This window comes from Actinotalea alkalitolerans (genome assembly GCF_023369855.1).
In the GTDB taxonomy this organism is placed as follows: Bacteria; Actinomycetota; Actinomycetes; order Actinomycetales; family Cellulomonadaceae; genus Actinotalea.
In genome coordinates this window covers 121,444-139,432 of the sequence record NZ_JAMBPP010000008.1, presented here as the reverse complement: position 1 = coordinate 139,432, position 17,989 = coordinate 121,444, and the positions used below count along the sequence as shown (strand labels likewise).

Below are 17,989 nucleotides of genomic sequence, written 5' to 3'. Positions count from 1 at the left end.
CGGCCCCGGGTCAGGGCGTGGGTGGCCGGTAGGGCGCCGTCATCGCGCCGTTCGGGTCGAGGCGGGTCAGGAGTGCCGCGGAGATCTCACCGAGGGCCTGGACCTGGTGGGGGGTGAGGGCGTCCAGCACGGCCTCACGGACCGCCATGACGTGTCCCGGTGCGGCCTGCCGGACGGCCTCCCACCCGGCCTCGGTGAGGGCGACGTCGATGGCGCGGCGGTCCTCGGCGCAGGGCGTGCGACGCACGAGGTCACGCGCCTCCAGCCGGCTGACCACGTGGGAGAGCCTCGGCAGCGTCGCGTTGGTCCGCGAGGCGAGGTCGGTCATCCGCAGGGTGCGCCCGGGCACCTCGGAGAGCATCGCGAGGGTGTAGTACTCGAAGTGCCACAGGTTGGAGTCCCGACGCAGCTGGGTCTCCAGGGCCCGGGGCAACAGCTCGACGACCGCCACGAAGCTCGTCCAGGCCCGGAGCTCGTCGGGCGTCAGCCACCGCGTCGTCATGCGCCCACGCTACCAAAAGGTTGACGCTACAAGTTTCCGTGCCTAGAGTGTGGTTGTCGCTTCAACTAATTTCCGGTCCGCCGGAGGCAGGAGAGCACCATGACCCACGTGAGGCTGACATGACCGACCTCCTTCCCGCCGTCACCGACGTCGACGCCGTCGCCCTCCACGTGGAGGACCTGACCGGCATGGCCGCGTACTACCGCGAGGCGCTCGGGCTGACCACCGTGACCGAGGGCGACGGCTCGGTCGTCCTGGGTCGCGGGCGCACCGCCGTCGTCGTCCTGCAGCACACGCCCGGCCTGCCGCGGCCCGCCCGCCACCAGGCCGGCCTGTTCCACACCGCGGTGCTGTTCCCGACCGCGGCCGACCTCGCGGCCGCCGTGCTGACCGCCTCCCGGCACCCGCGCTCGCAGTTCGTCGGGAGCGCCGACCACCTGGTGAGCAACGCGTTCTACTTCACCGACCCCGAGGGCAACGGCATCGAGCTGTACCACGACCGTGACCGCTCGGGCTGGCGCTGGGACGGCGGGCAGGTCGCCATGGACACCATCGCCCTGGACCCGCGGACCTACCTCGAGCAGCACCTCACCGAGGACGCGCTGAGCGGCATCACGGCCGCCCGGGCCAAGGTCGGCCACGTCCACCTGCAGGTCGGCGACATCGACCTCGCACGTGGCTTCTACGTCGACACCCTCGGCTTCGAGACCACGTTCGCGATGCCCAGCGCGCTGTTCGTCAGTGCGGGCGGGTACCACCACCACCTCGCGGTCAACACCTGGAACAGCAGGGGCGCCGGCCCCCGGGCCTCGACCCTGGGGCTCGGCGAGGTCACCATCACCGTCCCCGACCGCGAGGACCTGGACGCCGTGAGCGACCGCCTGCGCCTGGCCGGGTTCGCGGTCGCCGACGACGGTGCGACGGTGCGCACCCAGGACCCGTGGCTCAACAGCATCGCGCTGACCACGCAGCCCGCCTGACCGCGCAGCCCGCCTGACCACGCGCTACGCGGCCGGCGAGTCGATCCCGAACGCCCCGATGATCACCGCGATGACGAGGAACGTCACGAGCTCGTGCGCGACGTTCATCAGCGTGAGCCGCCAGGGGCGGTTCTCGAAGGCGTCGTGCGTGATGAACCGGGCGGCGGTCAGGCCCGCCCAGAGGATCACCGCGGTCACCACGGCGTTCGTGAAGAAGGACCCGCCGTAGAAGTACCACGCGATCGCGGACGCCCCCGCCAGGACCCACGAGGTGAGGAGGCTGACCAGGAGCGTCACGCCGATCGCGACAGAGGCGTTCGCGGGGCTCTCGATCTTCGCCAGACGCTCCCAGCGGGAGCCGAACACCTTCGGTGCGTACCAGATCGAGCCGACCACCATGGTCGACACGGTGGCGACCACCACCGCCCACCAGTTGATCTCCGGAACCATGATGATCGCCGCCTCCCCGTCGAGGCACCCCGGCACGGGCGCTGAGCCGGGATGCTACGCCCGGCGCCAGCTCGACGGCGAGCCCTCCAGCACCGTCGGCACCGGCGCTCAGTACCGGCGCTCAGGCTCCCGCGCCCGGTGCGGTGCTGAGCCGGGCATGCAGGTGCATGTCGTGCCAGCCGTCGGCGTGCAGGCCCCGCGCCAGCGCGGTCCCCTCGACGTGGAACCCCGCCTTCGTCGCGACACGGCACGAGGCGTGGTTGCGCGTGGAGTGGTCCAGCTCGGCGCGGTGCACGCCCAGGGCGAAGGCCCACTGCGTGACGGCGGTCAGGGATGCGGTCGCCAGCCCCCTGCCGCGGGCCGGAGGCAGCACCCAGTAGGACAGCTCCACGCACGCCTCGTGCAGGTGGACCCGGCGCAGGCTCACCTGCCCCGCGACCCGACCGCCGTCCTCGACGGCCCAGCCGGCGCCACTCTCGTGCGACCAGCGGTCGGGCCAGTCCGCGATCCACGCCTGCGCCTCGGGCAGGCTCAAGGTGCGCGCGTGCCACTGCTGGATGCTCGGGTCGGCATATGCCGCGACGACAGCGGCGGCGTCGGTAGGGGCCCATGGTCGGAGCACCGCCGCGCCGGCGTCGAGCACCGGCTGGTCCCTCCGTGCGAGGCTGCCGACGGGCAGTGCGGGCGTGGTGAGGATCGGCACCAGGCCATCCTGCCCGGTGGGCCGTCGCGCGACCACACACCTCCCTCATCGGCTCGACGACGTCGCGCAGCGCCTCGACCTGGTCGCCGAGGTCCGCGACCGCGACGGAGCAGCCAGCCCCCCGAGGACCTCTACGAGCCGTGGACCGAGGCCACGCGCGACCGTCTGCGCCTGCGGTACCTCGAGCTGCTGCGCGAGGAGACGCCGTCGCCCTCGCGCTCGCCGAGCCCTCACCCTCCCACGAGGCGATCATGGACGGACGGACGGCGGTCACCTAGCGTCAGGAGCACGCCGGGCGCCGGCGTCGGACGAGGAGGTCGCCGTGGTCAGCGGTTCATCAGGAGGACGGACCTCGGGCGTGCTCCGGCTGCTCGGGGCGGTCGCGCTGGGGTACTCCGGGTACCTGCACCTGCGTCTCGCGCTCGAACGCCCCCCGCTGCTCGCCGACGGCGGGATCACGCTCAGCGGGCTCTTCCTGGCGCAGGCGGCCGCGGTCGCCGTGGTGGTCCTGTGGGTCGCGGTCCGCGGGAGCCGTGCGGCATGGGTGGGTTTCGCCGCGGTCGCGGTGGGTTCGCTGCTCGCGGTGCTGCTCAGCGTCTACGTGCAGATCCCGGCGATCGGCCCGATCCCGTCCCTGTACGAGCCGCTGTGGTACTTCGAGAAGACCTGGTCGGCGATCTCGGCGGGGGTCGCCGTCCTCGTCGCGGTCATCGCGCTGGTCGTGCTGCGGCGACCTTCCGGACCGCCTCCAGGGTCAGGTCCCGGTCGAAGGGCTCGTCGTCCAGCGCGCGGTGCAGGGCGAGCCCCTCGATGAGCGCGTCGATCTGCCGGGTCACCCGCGGGTCGAAGTGCCGCTCGAGCTCCTGGCGGCTGCGGCGCATCCACGAGGTCGTGATCCTGCGGTACCGCGGGTCGCGGGCGGCGAGCGTGTAGAGCTCGTAGCTGACCATCTGGTCGCGGCTGCTCGCAGGGTCGGACAGCTCGTGCACCAGGTCCGCGACCGCCTCGAGGGCCTGGTCGACGTCATCGGCCGCGCGCAGACGCACCTCGAAGGACGCCGCGATGCGCTCCGCGAAGCGGGTGAACGCCTCGTGCAGGAGCTGGTCCATGCCCTCGAAGTGGTAGGTCATGGAGCCCAGCGGCACGTCGGCGCGTGCGGCGATCCTGCGGTGGGAGATGCCGGCGACGCCGACCTCGGCGATGAGGTCGATGGTTACGTCGATCAGCCGGTCGCGGCGGTCGGGGTCGGCACGGCGAGCTCTCACGGGCTGCCCTCGTCTCAGATGGTGCGGATCACCCTGGCCGGGTTCCCCACGGCCACGCTGTTGGCGGGGACGTCGCGGGTCACCACGGCGCCGGCGCCGATGACGCTGTTCTCGCCGATCGTGACCCCGGGGCAGATGATCGCTCCCCCGCCGAGCCACACGTTGTCCTCGATGGTGATCGGTCTGGCCGCCTCGAGCTTGTCGCGTCGCGGCTGCGGCTCGACGGGGTGGGTGGGGGTGAGCAGCTGGACGTGCGGCCCGATCTGGCAGTCGGCACCGATGCGGATCTCGGCGACGTCGAGCGCGGTCAGCCCCATGTTGACGAAGGTCCGGGGACCGATGGTGATGCGGCTGCCGTAGTCGACGTGGACGGGGGCGCGCACGAACGCGGTCTCGTCGAGGTGGCCGAAGAGCTGCCGTGCCACGACCTGGCCCTCGTCGGGGTCCTGGTCGTACACGGCCAGGAACCGCGCGGCGAGCCGCACGGCCGTCTTCTGGGCCTCGAGGATCGTCGGGTCGTCGGAGATGTAGAGGTCCCCGGCGAGCATCCGCTCGTGGTTGCTCCGGGGGTCACCGGCGAAGTAGTCGGTCGGGGTCGGGGAGTCGGTCATGTGGACGATCGTACGCATGTCGACCGGGGTGTCACGGTGTCCACGGTCTCAGCGCCGACGGCGACCCTCGACGGCGTCCTCGTACCAGGCCACCAGCGCCTCACCCGGTGCACCCGTGCGACGCCGCATCGCCGACCGCGGCAGTCGCACCGGACGGGTGCTCACCCAGCTGGTCCGACTCAGCCCGGGGATGCCGTCCGGCACCCGCACGTGGTCTCCCCGCACGCCCTGGTCCTGCGAGGTGAACGACGCGACCGTGCACCGGCGTCCGCCGACGGCCAGCACCAGGACGGGACGGTCCTTCCTCCCGGTGCCGTCGCGGTACGGCACCCGGGCGAACCAGATCTCGCCGACCGCCGGCCGGGGACCACGGCGACGGCGGGCCCCGAGGACCGTCAGGAGCAGGAGGAGTCCGAGCACTCCCGCCACGAGCGCCGGCGACGACACGAGCTCCCGTCCACGCTCACCGAGCAGGACGACGACCTCGGACCAGTCGTCGGTACCCATCATCACCTGCCCTCCCGGCCCGGCGGCTCGGAGCCGTCGACCCGAGCACTCTCCCACCTACCGCGCGCGCCCGTGCCGCGCGATCCTGGACGCATGGCCACCCACGAGCAGGCAGGAACCGACCCCGGGCGACCACTCCTCCGACTGACCTCGGTCACCGTCGGGACCGACGACCCGCACGGGCTGGCGCACTTCTACGCGCGGCTCCTGGGATGGCCGGTCGGTGTGGACGAGCCGCCCGGCCCGGACGAGCCCGGGGGCTCCGCGCAGATCGGGCCACCGCGGGGACAACCCGGGCCCACCCTGAGCTTCGAGTACGAGCAGCACTTCGCCCGTCCGGTGTGGCCCGCCGTCGCAGGCGAGCAGGTCGCCTCCCAGCACCTCGACATCCAGGTCGAGGACCTCGACGCGGCGACCGCGTGGGCCGTGGCCCAGGGCGCGACGCTCGCCGACGCCCAGCCGCAGGCCGACGTGCGGGTGCTCCGTGACCCCTCGGGTCACCCGTTCTGCCTGTTCCGCTGACCGGCTACGGCCGCAGCGCCATCGTCGAGGCCGTGACCGGCACGGGAAGCGCCGAGCTGCCCGTCAGGTAGGCGTCGACCGCCGCGGCGGCCGCCCGTCCCTCGGCGATCGCCCACACGATCAGCGACTGCCCTCGGCCCGCGTCACCGGCGACGAACACCCCGGGGACGTCCGTCGCGTACTCGTCGCTGCGCACGATGGTGCCCCGACCGGTCAGGCTCACCCCGAGCTGGTCGAGCAGCGGACCCTGCTCGGGACCGATGAACCCCATCGCGAGCAGCACGAGCTGGGCCGGGATGTCACGCTCGGTGCCCTCGACCGGCGTCGGCCGGCCCTCGATCATCTCCACGTCGACCAGCCGCAGCGCCGCGACCTGACCGTCCTGGTCGCCCGTGAACTGCTGGGTGCTGACCGCGTAGACACGCTCGCCACCCTCCTCGTGGGCGCTGGTGACCTTGTAGAGCGTCGGGAAGGTCGGCCAGGGCTGGTGGCCGGGGCGGTCCTGCGGAGGCTGAGGAAGGATCTCCAGCTGGGTGACCGAGCGCGCACCCTGCCGCACCGCGGTGCCCAGGCAGTCCGCGCCCGTGTCGCCACCGCCGATGACGATGACGTCCTTCCCGGTCGCCACGACCTGACCGGTGACCTCGTCCCCGACGGCCACGTGGTTGGCGGGCGGGAGGAACTCCATCGCCTGCAGGATCCCGCCCAGCTCGCGGCCGGGCACCGGGAGGTCACGCGGGGTGGTCGAGCCGACGGCGAGCACGATCGCGTCGTAGCTCTCCCGGAGGTCCTGCCCGGTGAGGTCCCCGCCGACGTCGACCCCGGGGCGGAAGCGGGTGCCCTCGGCCTCCATCTGCTCCAGACGCCGGTCGATGTGGTGCTTCTCCATCTTGAACTCGGGGATGCCGTAGCGCAGCAGCCCGCCGATCCTGTCGGCCCGCTCGTAGACGGCCACGGTGTGGCCGGCCCGGGTGAGCTGCTGCGCGACGGCCAGGCCGGCGGGTCCCGAGCCCACCACGGCCACCGTCTTGCCGGTCAGCCACTGCGGCACCTGGGGTGTGACGAGGCCACGCGACCACGCCTCGTCGGCGATCGCGACCTCGACGTTCTTGATGGTGATCGCGGGCTGGTTGATGCCCAGCACGCACGACGCCTCGCACGGGGCCGGGCACAGCCGCCCGGTGAACTCCGGGAAGTTGTTGGTGGTGTGCATGCGCTCGCTGGCCTCGGCCCACTGGCCGCGCCAGACCAGGTCGTTCCACTCCGGGATGAGGTTCCCCAGCGGGCACGCGCTGTGGCAGAACGGGATCCCGCAGTCCATGCAGCGCCCGGCCTGGCGGTTCAGCACGGCGAGGTCCTCGGGGTGCCCGGCGCGGTGCTCGTGCACCTCGCGCCAGTCGAGGATGCGGACGTCGACCGGGCGGTTGGCCGGCAGCTCGCGCTCGCGGTTCTTCAGGAAGCCGCGGGGATCAGCCACGTGCCACCTCCAGGTTCGGGTCGCGCCCACCGTGTACCGCAGGGTCGAGGAGGTCGACGCGGGTCACGCAGGCGCACTGCGGGGGACTGGCGCGCCCGGCCCGCGGGTCTCGCGGCATCCGGACGACGGTCGCACGGGGATCTGCGTGCGTGAACCGCAGCCTAAGCCCTCGGGCTTCCGGGCCGCCCGGACCGAACGTCCCTCGGACAGCTCACGGCGCCCGACTCTCCGAGGGCGGGTGTCCTGACCCGGGAGTAACGTCCCGGGTCATCCGTCGTGCCCGTCCTCTGGAGGAGATCCCATGCGTCGACCTCGACTCTTCGTCGGTCTGGCTGCCCTGGCGCTGGCAGTTGTCGGAACCGCATCACCCGCATCGGCCATCCGCTACGGCGAGCCGGACGCCGGCGAGCACCCCTACGTCGGGCTGATGATCGCCGACGTCGACGGCGCACCCGCCTGGCGGTGCAGCGGCACCCTCGTCTCGCCGACCATCTTCCTGACGGCCGGTCACTGCACCTTCGGGGCCGACGGGGCCCGGGTGTGGTTCGAGGAGGACCTCACCGACCGCGCGGCGGTCGGGTACCCCACCGGTGGTGAGACCTCGATCGAGGGCACCGCCTCCACGCACCCCGACTACGACGACGACGCGTTCTACCTCAACGACCTGGGTCTGGTCGTGCTGGACGAGCCGGTGCTGCTGGACGAGTACGGCGCCCTGCCCGACCTCGCCTACTTCGACGCCTTCTTCGTCAAGAGAGGTCAGAACAGGCAGGTGTTCACCGCAGTGGGATACGGGCTGCAGCGCAGCATGCCGGCGCAGACCGGCCTGACCGAGGCCGAGCTCGTCCGACTGCAGGCAACACTGAAGATCATCAACCAGGACGCCGCCTTCGGCGAGAAGAAGGCCGGCAACTCGGTGCTCTTCACCAACAACGCCTCGACCGGCGGCACGTGCAGCGGCGACTCCGGCGGTCCGATCTTCGTCGCGGGCAGCAACGTGATCGCCGCTGTGACCTCCTACGGCATCAACGCGCGCTGCGCCGGGACCGGGGGCGGGTACCGGGTCGACACCGCCGACGACCTCGAGTGGCTGGCCACCTTCGGCCTCGTCCCTGGCGAGAACGGGTGACCCGGAGCTCCTGAGCGACGCTGACGACGGCCCGCTCCCGTGACGGAGGGGCCGTCGTCAGGCGCGGGGCAGCAGCCGGTGGTGGGGCAGCACCGGTGCGGGCAGCGCAGGCGCGGGGTGACCGACCACCTGGCCGAAGCGTGAGCCACCCCCGACCGCGATGGCGTCGGGCGCCCCGATCTCGGCCTGCCAGGCGGCACGTGCCTGCTCGACCTGCTCGTGCGAGCTGCCGATGAAGTTCCACCACATGACGATCCGCTCACCCAGGGGGACCCCGCCCAGGAGGACGACCCGCAGGTCGGCGTCGCCCGCGGCCCGGACCGTCACGGTGGTCGTCCCGACCGGGAGGTAGAGCAGCTCACCGCGGTCGGCCGAGACGCCGCCGACCTCGAGCCCTCCGGTGTCGACCAGGAACCCGTGCTCGAACCGGGCGTCGAGGACGAGCACCTGCTCGTGGCCCGCACGCAGCCTCACCTCGGCCCCGACCAGGGGCGAGAAGGTCCCCACGGGGGACGTCGAACCGGCCAGGCTGCCCAGGAACACCCGCACCTCACCGGCCGGCAGCGGCTGGACGGGGGGCACGTAGCTCTCGAAGGCCGGCAGTGCGCCCCGGTCCTTCTCGGGCAGCGCCAACCACAGCTGGACGCCGTGCAGCACCGCGGTGTCGGCGGTGGAGTCCTCGGAGTGGCTGATCCCCCGGCCGGCGGTCATCAGGTTGAGCTCGCCCGGGCGTACCAGGGCGTGGGTGCCGAGGCTGTCGCGGTGCTCGATCTGCCCGCTGAACAGCCAGCTCACCGTCTGCAGCCCGGTGTGCGGGTGCGGGGGCACCCGCATCCCTCCGGTGACGGCGACGTCGTCGGGGCCGTAGTGGTCCACGAAGCACCAGGCACCGATGAACGACCTGCGACGCTGCGGCAGGGTCCGGCGCACCGACATCGCCCGGATGCCTCCCAGCGGGACCTCCCGCGGGAGCAGCACCTCGGGGGCGGGCACCCGCTCGGCGTCGTCGCAGACGAGCTCGGTCGGGGCCGTCTCCAGGTTTGTCATCGCCACTCCTCGCACGGGGGGTCGCACCTCTCCCCCGGTCCAACACCGGCGAGCGGCCTGACCTTCCCCCGACCGTCGCGTGTCGCTCACAGGGTGTTCACCGAGGGCGATCTACCCTGGACACAGCGAAGGCCCCTCGGAGTAAGCGTCCGAGGGGCCTTGCTGTGACCGTCTGCTGTGAGTTCCGGTTGCCCGGTCCTCACCGCCCCGCTCTGGCGATGCGGTCGATCCCTCGCTCTGCGGTCTCCCGCGAGCGGTCAGGTTCGCTGACGATCCACCGTCCGGTCCGTGCGAACACCTGCGCCACCATCCGCAGCCCGTCGGGTTGCCCCGACGAGATGGTCCGTCGTTCTCCGGTCGATCACGACTCCGTCGGTTCTGCTCCCGGTCCGGGTCTCCCCGTCCTGGGCGCCGTTCCTGTGGTGCCGTAGGTCAATTTCTAGACCTCTCCCGACCGCCCCGCAAGGACTTCTGGGGGCGACTTTCGGGACATCCTCTGTGCACAGAGTCATCCACAGGCGGCCCGGCTCACGCACGAGTCCACGCACAGGGCTGTGGACAAAAGATGTGGACCGCGATCGGTCGGCGACGGGCGTGACGTCACCCGAACGGCCTATCGGTGGCTCGTCTCAGCCCTGCACGTCGTGCAGGTGGTGGACGACGTCGTGCACGAAGTACTTCGCGAGGGACTCGACCGTGAAGACCGATCCGTTGCTGCGGAAGCCCCGGCGTGCCCACTGGTCCGCCTGCACCGAGGCGAAGGTCGCGGCCGCGCCGTCGGCCGTGGCCGCCAGGTCCACCGCCACCTGTCCCGGGTCCTGCTCGGCGTAGCGCTCGGCGAGCGCCGTGGCGTCCTGGTCCCAGTTGGCGAAGGTGGGGCCGTCCTGCGCGAGCATCAGGGCGGCCCGCTCGTCGAAGACCCGGAACACGTCGCGCACGTGGCAGGCGTACTCGAGCGGTGACCACACGTCCGGTGCCGGACGGGTGGCCACGTCCGGCCGGGTCAGCACCCGCTCCCACCGGACGGCGCACTCGGCGACCAGTGCCGGGACCTGCGGTCCGTCGACCTCCTCGGCACGGAAGCCGCACTCCGCGCAGGGCTGCTCGAGCACCCAGGTCCAGTCCTTGGTGTCCGGGATGATCGCGTCGTCAGCCATGGACCGAGCGTAGTGACCGCAGGTGGGAGAATGGTCGGATGCCGAAGATCATCGGTGGATCCCTCACCGAGCACCGTGAGCAGACGCGCCAGAAGCTGTTCGCCGCGCTGACCTCCCTCATGTCCGAGCGAGGGTTCGACGCGATCACCCTGGCGGACATCGCGAGCGCCGCGGGCATCGGCCGCACCGCGGTCTACAACCACTTCCCCGACAAGGAGTCCCTGCTCATCGCGTTCATCACGCATGAGACGGAGCAGTACGTCGCGACCCTGGAACGAGCGCTGGACGGTGTGGACGACCCGGTCGAGCAGCTGCGCACCTACGTGCGTCAGCAGGCCCAGCTCAAGCGGGTGTTCCACCTCGCCCCGGGCCCCGACCTGCGCAGCGTGCTGTCCCGCGGGACCATCGCCCGCCTGCGTGAGCACGCCGAGGTCGTCGAGGACATCCTGCGACGCATCCTGACCGCCGGGATCGACTCCGGCGCCCTGCCGGCCCAACCCATCGAGACCACCGTCCCGCTGGTCAACGCGTGCCTGTCGAGCCGCGGGATCCCCGACGAGGGCCGCGGGCGCGAGGCGGCGATCCTCGCGACCGAGACGTTCGTGCTGCGGGCGGTCGGCGCGCTCTGAGGGTCGCCTCGCGCACCCCGAGGCTCCTTGGCAGGCTGGCTCCATGTCACACCTGAGCAGGGCGGTCGGGCAGACGGCCGACGCGGCCGAGGATCACACGAAGGAGCTGGTCGAGGCCCTCGGCCGCCGGGGGTGGGGGGTCGCCACGGCCGAGTCGCTCACCGGTGGGACGATCGCGACGGTCCTCGCGGCGGCGCCGTCGTCCGGGGACTGGTTGCGCGGAGGTGTCGTGGCCTACTCCCCCGAGGTGAAGTTCGGGCTGCTCGAGGTGCCGCGCGGTTCAGTCGTGACCCAGGAGTGCGCGCGCACCATGGCCGAGTCCACGGCGCGCCTGCTGGGGGCCGACCTGTGCGTCGCGGTCACCGGGGTCGGCGGTCCTGACCCGGACGAGGGCGAGCCGGCGGGGACGGTGTGGTTCGCGGTGCGGTCTCCGTCGGGCGTACGCACGCAGAAGGCCCGTTTCGAGGGCTCGCCCCCCGAGGTGATCGTCGCGACGACCCAGCGGGCGATCGCCCTGCTACGGGAGGCGGCGCAGGGGTAGGGCGCCCGCCGGTACCGCTCCGCGCTCGCACCGCACCACCCGTGAGCCGGCCGTCACGGCGGTGCACGCGGGGCCTCAGCCGTGCAGCGGCAGGCTCAGCTCGGCCGGACCCCCGCTGACCACCCGCACCGGCACACCCCAGTCCTGCTGGTTGAGGTGGCACGCGGGGAACTCGATCGCAGGGTCGGCGTCGCAGGACGCCGCCTGGGCCGTGACGTGCAGCACGCCTTCGGCGACCTCGGGGTTGATCCGCAGGGTGCGGGTCAGCGGGACGTCGTCCCCCGCGCCGTCGAGCAGCAGCCCGGGCGGGGTCGAGGAGACCTGCAGCCGCGTCGAGGCGCCGTATCGGTCGTCGTACTTCTGCCCGGTCGCGGGGGTGAAGACGACGTCGAGCGTCACCGCGCCCGAGCCGATCTCCGCGACGGGCCGCTGCGTGCGGTGCGCCCCGCCGTCGAGGATCTCGCCCGCGAGCCTTGCCGGCAGCCGCAGTCGGGTGATCCGGTGCGCGGCCGACTCGACGACCAGCAGGTCGAGCGCTCCGTCGTCGTGCGCCTCGACGAGCAGCCCGCTCGGCTCGGCCAGGTCCCGCGCCAGGGTGGTGACCTGCGGGCCGCCGTCGGCCGCCGGGTCGTAGCGGCGCACCGCGCCGTTGTAGGTGTCGGCGATCACGACGGACCCGTCGGGCAGCACGGCGACCCCCAGCGGGTGCTGGAGCAGCGCCTGGTCGGCCGGGCCGTCCCGGTGACCGAAGTCGAAGAGCCCGGCGCCCACGGCCGTGCCCACCACGCCACCCTCGGTCCCCAGGTCGAGGTGACGCAGGGCGGAGACCTCGGAGTCCGCGAGCCAGACGCGGCCCCCGGCGTCGACCGCGAGGCCCGAGGTCTGGGCGAACCAGGCGTCGGCGAGCGGACCGTCCACGAGCCCCTCGTTCATGGTCCCGGCGAGCCGGGTGAGCTGGTTCTGCAGCAGGTCCAGGGTCCACAGCGTGTGGTTGCCGGCCATCGCGACCACGAAGGCCGCGGCCGCCGGGGACCAGACGATGTCCCACGGTGAGGACAGCCGCAGCTGCCGGGGGTCGCTGCTGTAGCCCACGCCCGACCGGTCGTCGACGGGGGCCGTGCCGTCGGGGTAGAGGTCGACGTTCTCCCCGCCACCCACCATGTACTGCTCCCCGGTGCCCGCGACGGTCGTCACCTGCCCGTCGGCCAGCCGGACGCCCCGGATCGTGTGGTTGACGGTGTCCGCGACCAGCACGTCGACGTCGAGCTCGTGGTCGACCAGCTCGCGCGGGACCAGGCACAGGCCGTTGGGCTCGCTGAACCGGGCCTGGTCAGGTCCGCCGTCGACCAGGCCACGGGTCCCCGACCCGATGCGCCGCACGAGGGTCTCGCCGTCGGGCGCCAGCTCGGCCAGGGAGTGGTGGCCCGCGTCGGCGACCAGGAGGTTCCCGTTGGGCAGTCGGATCGCCTTGGCCGGGAAGCGCAGGGTCGACGAGGTCACGGGCGGCGGGACGTACGGACCGTCGCCGCGGTTCAGGGTGCCCTTGGCCTCGTGCTCGGCGACCAGCTCCCGGACCAGCACCGCGACGTTGTTCTTGTGCCCCTCACCGGCCATGTGCGCCACGATGTAGCCCTCGGGGTCGATCACGACCAGGGTCGGCCAGGCGCGGGCGCTGTACGCCGACCAGGTGGTCAGGTCCGGGTCGTCCAGCACGGGGTGGTGCACCTCGTAGCGATCCACGGCCGCGGCCAGCGCGACCGGGTCGGCCTCGTGGACGAACTTGGGCGAGTGCACCCCGACGATCACCAGGACGTCACGGTGCTGCTCCTCGAGCTCGCGCAGCTCGTCCAGGACGTGCAGGCAGTTGACGCAGCAGAACGTCCAGAAGTCTAGGAGCACAAGACGACCTCGGAGGTCCTTCAGCGTGAGGTCCTTGCCGCCCGTGTTGAGCCAGCCGCGTCCGGTGAGTTCGGATGCGCGGACGCGGGGCAGGCGGCTGCTGCTGGTCTGGGTCACGGAGGTAGTCAACCGGAAATGCCTGTCGTCTTATGCCCAGGTCCGGCCAGCGAGGTCGCCCATCGTCGTTCCGGACGTCAGAAGAGGGTGACGATCCAGCGGACCACAGTCCAGAGACCGACGAGAGCGAGCGCGATCACCAGCACGATGCCGGGGACCAGAAGCGCGTCGAAGACTCGGTCTCCGCGGGAAGGTGTCAGGAGCGCGACCGGCTCTGGGGCAGGCAGCGGACCGGCAAGCCACTGCGAGGCGTGCTCCTGGCTGCAGAAGATCGCGTTGAGATAGTCGAAGCCGACGACTGACGACTCCGCGGGACGCGCGCGATCTACCTCAACGGTCAACCATGCGTCGTCGGGAACTGGCGCACCGCAGAGGTCACACAGCGGCTGAGCGTCGACCGGTTCCTGGATCATTGCTCGTCCGATCCGGCTCCGAGTGGCGCCGACAGCGAGTTGCTCTTGGGGAAGCAGAACGTCCAGAAGTCGAGCAGCACGATCTTGCCGCGCAGGTCCGCGAGGGTCACGTCGCGCCCACCCGTGTTGAGCCAGCCGCGACCGACCAGCTCGGAGGCGCGGACCTTGGGGAGGCGGGGGCTGCTGCTCTGGGGGTCGCTGCTCGAGGTCACACCGGTAGTGAACACGAGGTGCGCGAGGTCTATGCCGGTCGTCCGCGCAGCGACCCGCCCGCGTGCTGCCAGCGCGCCTCACCACTGTCCGTGCGACGCGCTCCGCCCTACGGTGCAGGGGTCCGCCCTCGACACCGGAGCCCCGATGCACCTCGCCCTGCCGTTCACCGAAGCCCTCGCCCTGGCGACCGCCCGGGAGCCGCTGCCGCCGCTGGTGCGCTCGGTGCGGGCCGAGGGGTCGGTCGTGCACGCGCAGATCGACCTGCGCGAGATCCCCGACCCCTCGACGGCCCTGCGGTTCGCGGCCGCAGCGGTCGGCATGGTGGACGTGACCGTGCGCTTCACCGGGTACGACGACGGCGTCGCGACCGCGGAGATCACCGCGCACGCGCGGGCGTTGCCGGCCCACAAGCTGGTCACCTTCCTGATCGGCCCGATCAACGCGGCCCTGGTCGACGCGGGGCTCCCCGAAGGGCTGGTCGAGGTGCGCAGGGGCTCGGGCGACCCGGTCGTGGCGGTACGCGTCCAGGACGCGGTGGACACCAGGGTCGCCGGGGTCACCGTGGTGACCCTGGACCTGCACGACGCCGTGCTGCACGTGAGCGCCGTCATCGGCACCGTGCGCGTCCTCTGAGGCTCCCGGAGGCGGCCGGGTGCGACCCGGGCCATCGGCCCCCGGCGGCAGGCTCTGCGACCCCGGGCGACAGCTCCGGGTGGCGGCTCAGCCGCTGGCGCGGATCGGTCCGACGACACGGACCCGGACGTCCACCCCGTCGATCGTGTCCGGCACCGCCTCCCGGTCGCCCTCGTCGCTGACGTTGACCTGCAGGCAGTACCCGTCCGCGGTGGGGGCCACCCCCACCGCACCGATGCCGTGGCACCCCTGCAGCGCGGTGCGCAGGTGCGCCTTGGCGACACGCGCCTGCTCAAGGTCGGTCATCGCCACCTCGCCTCGTCGGCGGCAGTCCGGGGGAGGGCCTGCCCGGCCGACCCACGACCACTCGCTCAGATCGCGAGCTGTGCGCCCAGCAGCGCGAGCACCGGTCCGATCGGGTTGAGGTAGGTCAGCCCGGTGCCATTCTCCCCTCCCGTCTCGCTCCCGGCAAAGAGCAGCCCGACCGCTGCCCCGTCGGCAGCCCGGTAGACGAGCGAGCCGCTGTCCCCGCCGCGCGAGAACGGCGCCCGGCCCAGCCCCTCCACCTCGATCTGGTCGTCGAAGGCCAGCTCGCCGAGCTCCTCGCCGTAACCGACCACGACGTCGTCGAGCTCGATGGCGGTGACCCGCCCACGGGTGATGCCCGTGGTCCGCCCGATCTTCTCGACCTCGACCGCGTCGGTGACCTCGGCGGTCCGCGTGACCCGGCCCACCGGGTAGTCCAGGTCCACCTCGGGCTGGTCGAGACGCGCGACCGCGGCGTCCACCAGGGCCCGCTGCCCGCGCTCGAGGGCGACCAGGCCGGCCAGGCTGCCGACCCGGTCGTCGGGGTCCCAGCCGCCGTCGGCCGGGCCGGGCTGCAGCACGGCGTCGCCGATCGACGCCGTGGGGGAACCGACCAGCACGTGGTAGTTCGACAACGCGTGCAGCACGCCGTCGACGTGGACGAACGCCCCCAGGGTGCCGGCGCTGACGTCCACGTGGGCGATGGACACCCCGGGTCGCAACGGGCGGGCCCGGCCGGTCTCCCCGACGGCCAGGGCCGAGACGACCGGAGGTCGCGGTGCGGTGCCCCCGTGCCCGGGTGCGACCGCGCGGATCCGTCCCGTACGGCGCACGTCCACCCCCGGACCCACCTGCTGGGCGACGCGGCGCGCGACCATCCGTGCGGTGGGCACGCCGAGCCGGTAGCGCACGGCGACCGAGAAGCCGCCGTCGGGCTGCGGGGCCAGGCCCAGCGAGATCGCGGGGGGCGCCGTCGTGAGCGCCCGGGTCTCGACCTTCTGCTCGAGGAGGTCGTGCACGTAGGCACTGACCTCCTGCTTGGTACGACGTGCCTCGGCGTGGTCCATGTCTCCCCCTGCGTGCTCGGTGACCCGAGTGTGCCGTTCGGTGCTGACACGCGCACGGCGCCGCCCGTCAGTCGTCCCCGCCGACCGCGGTCGCCCCCGCGGGGGGCGCACCGGCCTCGCTCACGTCGCGGGCGGGGTGCTGCTCACGGGTCAGGTCGGCACGCTCGATCCGGGAGAGCCGGAACCAGCGGATCGCCTGGCGCGAGCGGCACCAGGCGATCAGGTACCAGGCCCCCTCGGCACGGCCCAGGATCACCGGCTCGACGCTGCGCCTGGTGACCTCCCCCGCGGCGGAGCGGTAGGTCAGGGCCAGCACGAGCCGTCGGGTCAAGGCGGTCTCGATCGCCCGGAGGACCGGTGGCGGCACCGCCCCACCCGGTGCGCCCGTGGTCCCGTCAACGGCGGGGGCGGTGCGATCGTCCGGGGACCGGGATCCGGCGTCGAACCAGATCCGCGCGGCCAGGTCGCGGGCCCTGTCGCGGTCGGCCGGTCCCAGGGCGTCCCAGACCTTGCCGCGGGCCGAGGCGCCGTCGGCCGAGAACGGGCTGCCCGGGGGCAGCGCCGCGAGCGCCACGGCGACCGCGACCGCCTGCGCCGGGGTGAAGTTGACCGGCGGGAGGCTCGCCGAGGCCTCGAGCACGTAGCCGCCACCGGGACCCGGGCGGGCACCGATCGGGGCGCCGGCCTGCTGCAACGCGGAGACGTCCCGCTTGATGGTGCGCTCGCTGACCTCGAGCAGCCGCGCAAGCCGCGCGCCGGTGGCTCCTCGCCGGCCAGCGCGACGCAGCTCCTCGGAGACGGCGTACAGGCGATCGGTCCGGTTCACGGTGCCTCCTTCGGCCCGACCCGCGAGCACCTCGCGGATCCTGGACGGACTCCTGAGAATAGGTGACAGACCGGTGTCATCGACAGTGCCGCACCGTGGTCTCATGAGCACACAGACAGCACCCCAGCAGCCCTCCTGCTCCTCGGCGCCCGGCACGGTGCACGTCGTCCTCGTCCCCGGCTTCTGGCTCGGTGCGTGGGCGTGGGACGACGTCCTGCCCGGCCTGCGCGCAGCCGGTCTCGTCCCCCACCCGGTCACCCTGCCGGGGCTCGGCTCCCCTGCGGAGGACCGATCCGGCCTGACCCTCGAGGATCATGTGGAGGCCGTGACCGCCCTCGTCGACGACCTCGACGGCGACGTCGTGCTCGTGGGCCACAGCGGTGGGGCGGTAGTCGTGCAGAGCGTCGTGGACCGCCACCCAGAACGCGTGCGCCGGGTGGTCTACGTCGACAGCGGACCGCTGCGGGACGGCGTCGCGCTGCAGCCCGGGGTGCAGAGCGACGGTCCCGACCTGCCGCTGCCCACCTGGGAAGAGCTCGAGGCCGAGGGCAACAGCATCGAAGGGCTGGGCCCGGAGGACCGCGCCACCCTGCGTGACCGCGCCGTCCCGCACCCGAGCGGCGTCGCCGGCTCGCCTGTCCTGCTGGGCGACCCACGACGCCTGCAGGTGCCCGTGACCCTGATCTGCACGAGCATCCCCGCGGCGCTGCTGCACGAGCTGGTCGCCGCGGGTCAGATCCCGGCCGAGCTGCCCGACCTGCACGACGTGACCTCGGTGGACCTGCCGACCGGCCACTGGCCGATGTTCTCCCGACCCGCCGACCTGGCCGCCGCGATCGCCGCGGCCGCGACCTCCTGACGCCCATCCCCCTCCCGGCGCGCGCCGCGACGACCCGCTCCGCATGGGCGTCGCGGCGCGCACCACCGGGCCGCGCAGAAAACTCCTCCGCATCTGCTGCATCCGAACCCGCCCCTCGCCGGGTAGTAGAGGTGTC

23 protein-coding genes are annotated in these 17,989 nt (G+C 72.7%); 8 read left to right on the top strand and 15 right to left on the bottom strand.

The window, feature by feature from the left end; translation table 11 throughout:
• Positions 1 to 10: 10 nt before the first annotated feature.
• Entirely contained in the window at positions 11 to 502 is a 492-nt protein-coding gene (locus M1R94_RS11825) for a MarR family winged helix-turn-helix transcriptional regulator (protein ID WP_249381904.1), read from the bottom strand.
• Positions 503 to 621: 119 nt separating this feature from the next.
• Here M1R94_RS11825 and M1R94_RS11820 point away from each other — a divergent pair, with 119 nt between their 5' ends.
• Positions 622 to 1,482: a VOC family protein gene (locus tag M1R94_RS11820; protein ID WP_249381903.1), complete on the top strand. Its 861-nt coding sequence runs from the start codon at positions 622 to 624 to the stop codon at positions 1,480 to 1,482.
• A 24-nt stretch (positions 1,483 to 1,506) separates the two neighbouring features.
• On the opposite strand, the gene M1R94_RS11815 is transcribed toward M1R94_RS11820, so the two are convergent.
• Both M1R94_RS11815 and M1R94_RS11810 read right to left on the bottom strand, forming a co-directional pair.
• Entirely contained in the window at positions 1,507 to 1,932 is a 426-nt protein-coding gene (locus M1R94_RS11815; protein WP_249381902.1) for a DUF1761 domain-containing protein, read from the bottom strand.
• 121 nt (positions 1,933 to 2,053) lie between these two features.
• Positions 2,054 to 2,635 (bottom strand): GNAT family N-acetyltransferase, encoded by a 582-nt coding sequence (locus M1R94_RS11810; RefSeq protein WP_249381901.1) that lies wholly within the window; start codon positions 2,633 to 2,635, stop codon positions 2,054 to 2,056.
• Positions 2,636 to 2,957: 322 nt separating this feature from the next.
• Between M1R94_RS11810 and M1R94_RS11805 the strand changes: the two genes are divergently transcribed.
• Positions 2,958 to 3,449 carry a hypothetical protein gene (locus tag M1R94_RS11805; RefSeq protein WP_249381900.1) on the top strand — a complete coding sequence of 164 codons (492 nt, stop codon included), beginning with the start codon at positions 2,958 to 2,960 and terminating at the stop codon, positions 3,447 to 3,449.
• Here M1R94_RS11805 and M1R94_RS11800 read toward each other — a convergent pair.
• From M1R94_RS11800 to M1R94_RS11790, 3 genes are read right to left on the bottom strand one after another with little or no spacing between them, the layout of a single operon-like run.
• On the bottom strand, positions 3,343 to 3,900 hold the full coding sequence (locus tag M1R94_RS11800; protein WP_249381899.1) for a TetR/AcrR family transcriptional regulator: 558 nt from the start codon (positions 3,898 to 3,900) through the stop codon (positions 3,343 to 3,345). The two genes, M1R94_RS11805 and M1R94_RS11800, sit on opposite strands and share 107 nt — an antisense overlap.
• A gap of 14 nt (positions 3,901 to 3,914) precedes the next feature.
• Positions 3,915 to 4,511, bottom strand: a complete 597-nt coding sequence (locus M1R94_RS11795; protein ID WP_249381898.1) for a sugar O-acetyltransferase — start codon at positions 4,509 to 4,511, stop codon at positions 3,915 to 3,917.
• A gap of 48 nt (positions 4,512 to 4,559) precedes the next feature.
• Positions 4,560 to 5,021, bottom strand: a complete 462-nt coding sequence (locus M1R94_RS11790) for a type II toxin-antitoxin system PemK/MazF family toxin (RefSeq protein WP_249381897.1) — start codon at positions 5,019 to 5,021, stop codon at positions 4,560 to 4,562.
• Between the two features lie 90 nt (positions 5,022 to 5,111).
• Between M1R94_RS11790 and M1R94_RS11785 the strand changes: the two genes are divergently transcribed.
• A complete protein-coding gene (locus M1R94_RS11785) occupies positions 5,112 to 5,540 on the top strand; it encodes a VOC family protein (RefSeq protein ID WP_249381896.1) in 429 nt (142 codons plus the stop codon).
• Between the two features lie 4 nt (positions 5,541 to 5,544).
• Here M1R94_RS11785 and M1R94_RS11780 read toward each other — a convergent pair whose 3' ends face one another.
• A complete protein-coding gene (locus M1R94_RS11780) occupies positions 5,545 to 7,017 on the bottom strand; it encodes a glutamate synthase subunit beta (protein ID WP_249381895.1) in 1,473 nt (490 codons plus the stop codon).
• Positions 7,018 to 7,318: 301 nt separating this feature from the next.
• Here M1R94_RS11780 and M1R94_RS11775 point away from each other — a divergent pair, with 301 nt between their 5' ends.
• Positions 7,319 to 8,146 (top strand): S1 family peptidase, encoded by an 828-nt coding sequence (locus M1R94_RS11775; protein WP_249381894.1) that lies wholly within the window; start codon positions 7,319 to 7,321, stop codon positions 8,144 to 8,146.
• 57 nt (positions 8,147 to 8,203) lie between these two features.
• Here M1R94_RS11775 and M1R94_RS11770 read toward each other — a convergent pair whose 3' ends face one another.
• Together M1R94_RS11770 and M1R94_RS11765 are read right to left on the bottom strand one after the other, a co-directional pair.
• Entirely contained in the window at positions 8,204 to 9,193 is a 990-nt protein-coding gene (locus M1R94_RS11770; protein ID WP_249381893.1) for a pirin family protein, read from the bottom strand.
• 629 nt (positions 9,194 to 9,822) lie between these two features.
• Entirely contained in the window at positions 9,823 to 10,350 is a 528-nt protein-coding gene (locus M1R94_RS11765) for a DinB family protein (RefSeq protein ID WP_249381892.1), read from the bottom strand.
• Between the two features lie 38 nt (positions 10,351 to 10,388).
• Here M1R94_RS11765 and M1R94_RS11760 point away from each other — a divergent pair, with 38 nt between their 5' ends.
• Together M1R94_RS11760 and M1R94_RS11755 are read left to right on the top strand one after the other, a co-directional pair.
• Entirely contained in the window at positions 10,389 to 10,979 is a 591-nt protein-coding gene (locus tag M1R94_RS11760) for a TetR/AcrR family transcriptional regulator (protein ID WP_249381891.1), read from the top strand.
• A gap of 43 nt (positions 10,980 to 11,022) precedes the next feature.
• Positions 11,023 to 11,520 (top strand): CinA family protein, encoded by a 498-nt coding sequence (locus M1R94_RS11755; protein WP_249381890.1) that lies wholly within the window; start codon positions 11,023 to 11,025, stop codon positions 11,518 to 11,520.
• A 75-nt stretch (positions 11,521 to 11,595) separates the two neighbouring features.
• Here the strand turns inward: M1R94_RS11755 and M1R94_RS11750 are convergent, their stop codons facing one another.
• The 3 genes from M1R94_RS11750 to M1R94_RS11740 all read right to left on the bottom strand — a co-directional run bounded on the left by M1R94_RS11750 (position 11,596) and on the right by M1R94_RS11740 (position 14,161).
• Positions 11,596 to 13,536: an NHL domain-containing thioredoxin family protein gene (locus tag M1R94_RS11750; protein ID WP_249381889.1), complete on the bottom strand. Its 1,941-nt coding sequence runs from the start codon at positions 13,534 to 13,536 to the stop codon at positions 11,596 to 11,598.
• Between the two features lie 77 nt (positions 13,537 to 13,613).
• Positions 13,614 to 13,949: a hypothetical protein gene (locus M1R94_RS11745; protein WP_249381888.1), complete on the bottom strand. Its 336-nt coding sequence runs from the start codon at positions 13,947 to 13,949 to the stop codon at positions 13,614 to 13,616.
• Positions 13,946 to 14,161, bottom strand: coding sequence for a thioredoxin domain-containing protein (locus tag M1R94_RS11740; RefSeq protein WP_249381887.1), 216 nt, complete (start codon positions 14,159 to 14,161; stop codon positions 13,946 to 13,948). The genes M1R94_RS11745 and M1R94_RS11740 overlap by 4 nt, the downstream gene beginning before the upstream one ends.
• A gap of 145 nt (positions 14,162 to 14,306) precedes the next feature.
• Between M1R94_RS11740 and M1R94_RS11735 the strand changes: the two genes are divergently transcribed.
• A complete protein-coding gene (locus tag M1R94_RS11735) occupies positions 14,307 to 14,795 on the top strand; it encodes a hypothetical protein (RefSeq protein WP_249381886.1) in 489 nt (162 codons plus the stop codon).
• A gap of 87 nt (positions 14,796 to 14,882) precedes the next feature.
• Here the strand turns inward: M1R94_RS11735 and M1R94_RS11730 are convergent, their stop codons facing one another.
• The 3 genes from M1R94_RS11730 to M1R94_RS11720 form a co-directional block, all read right to left on the bottom strand.
• Entirely contained in the window at positions 14,883 to 15,101 is a 219-nt protein-coding gene (locus M1R94_RS11730; RefSeq protein WP_249381885.1) for a hypothetical protein, read from the bottom strand.
• Between the two features lie 65 nt (positions 15,102 to 15,166).
• A complete protein-coding gene (locus tag M1R94_RS11725; RefSeq protein ID WP_249381884.1) occupies positions 15,167 to 16,168 on the bottom strand; it encodes a S1 family peptidase in 1,002 nt (333 codons plus the stop codon).
• Between the two features lie 67 nt (positions 16,169 to 16,235).
• Positions 16,236 to 16,994, bottom strand: coding sequence for a helix-turn-helix transcriptional regulator (locus M1R94_RS11720; RefSeq protein ID WP_249381883.1), 759 nt, complete (start codon positions 16,992 to 16,994; stop codon positions 16,236 to 16,238).
• Between the two features lie 103 nt (positions 16,995 to 17,097).
• Here M1R94_RS11720 and M1R94_RS11715 point away from each other — a divergent pair, with 103 nt between their 5' ends.
• Complete coding sequence (locus tag M1R94_RS11715; protein ID WP_249381882.1) at positions 17,098 to 17,853, top strand: alpha/beta fold hydrolase; 756 nt, start codon at positions 17,098 to 17,100, stop codon at positions 17,851 to 17,853.
• The last annotated feature ends 136 nt before the right edge of the window (positions 17,854 to 17,989 follow it).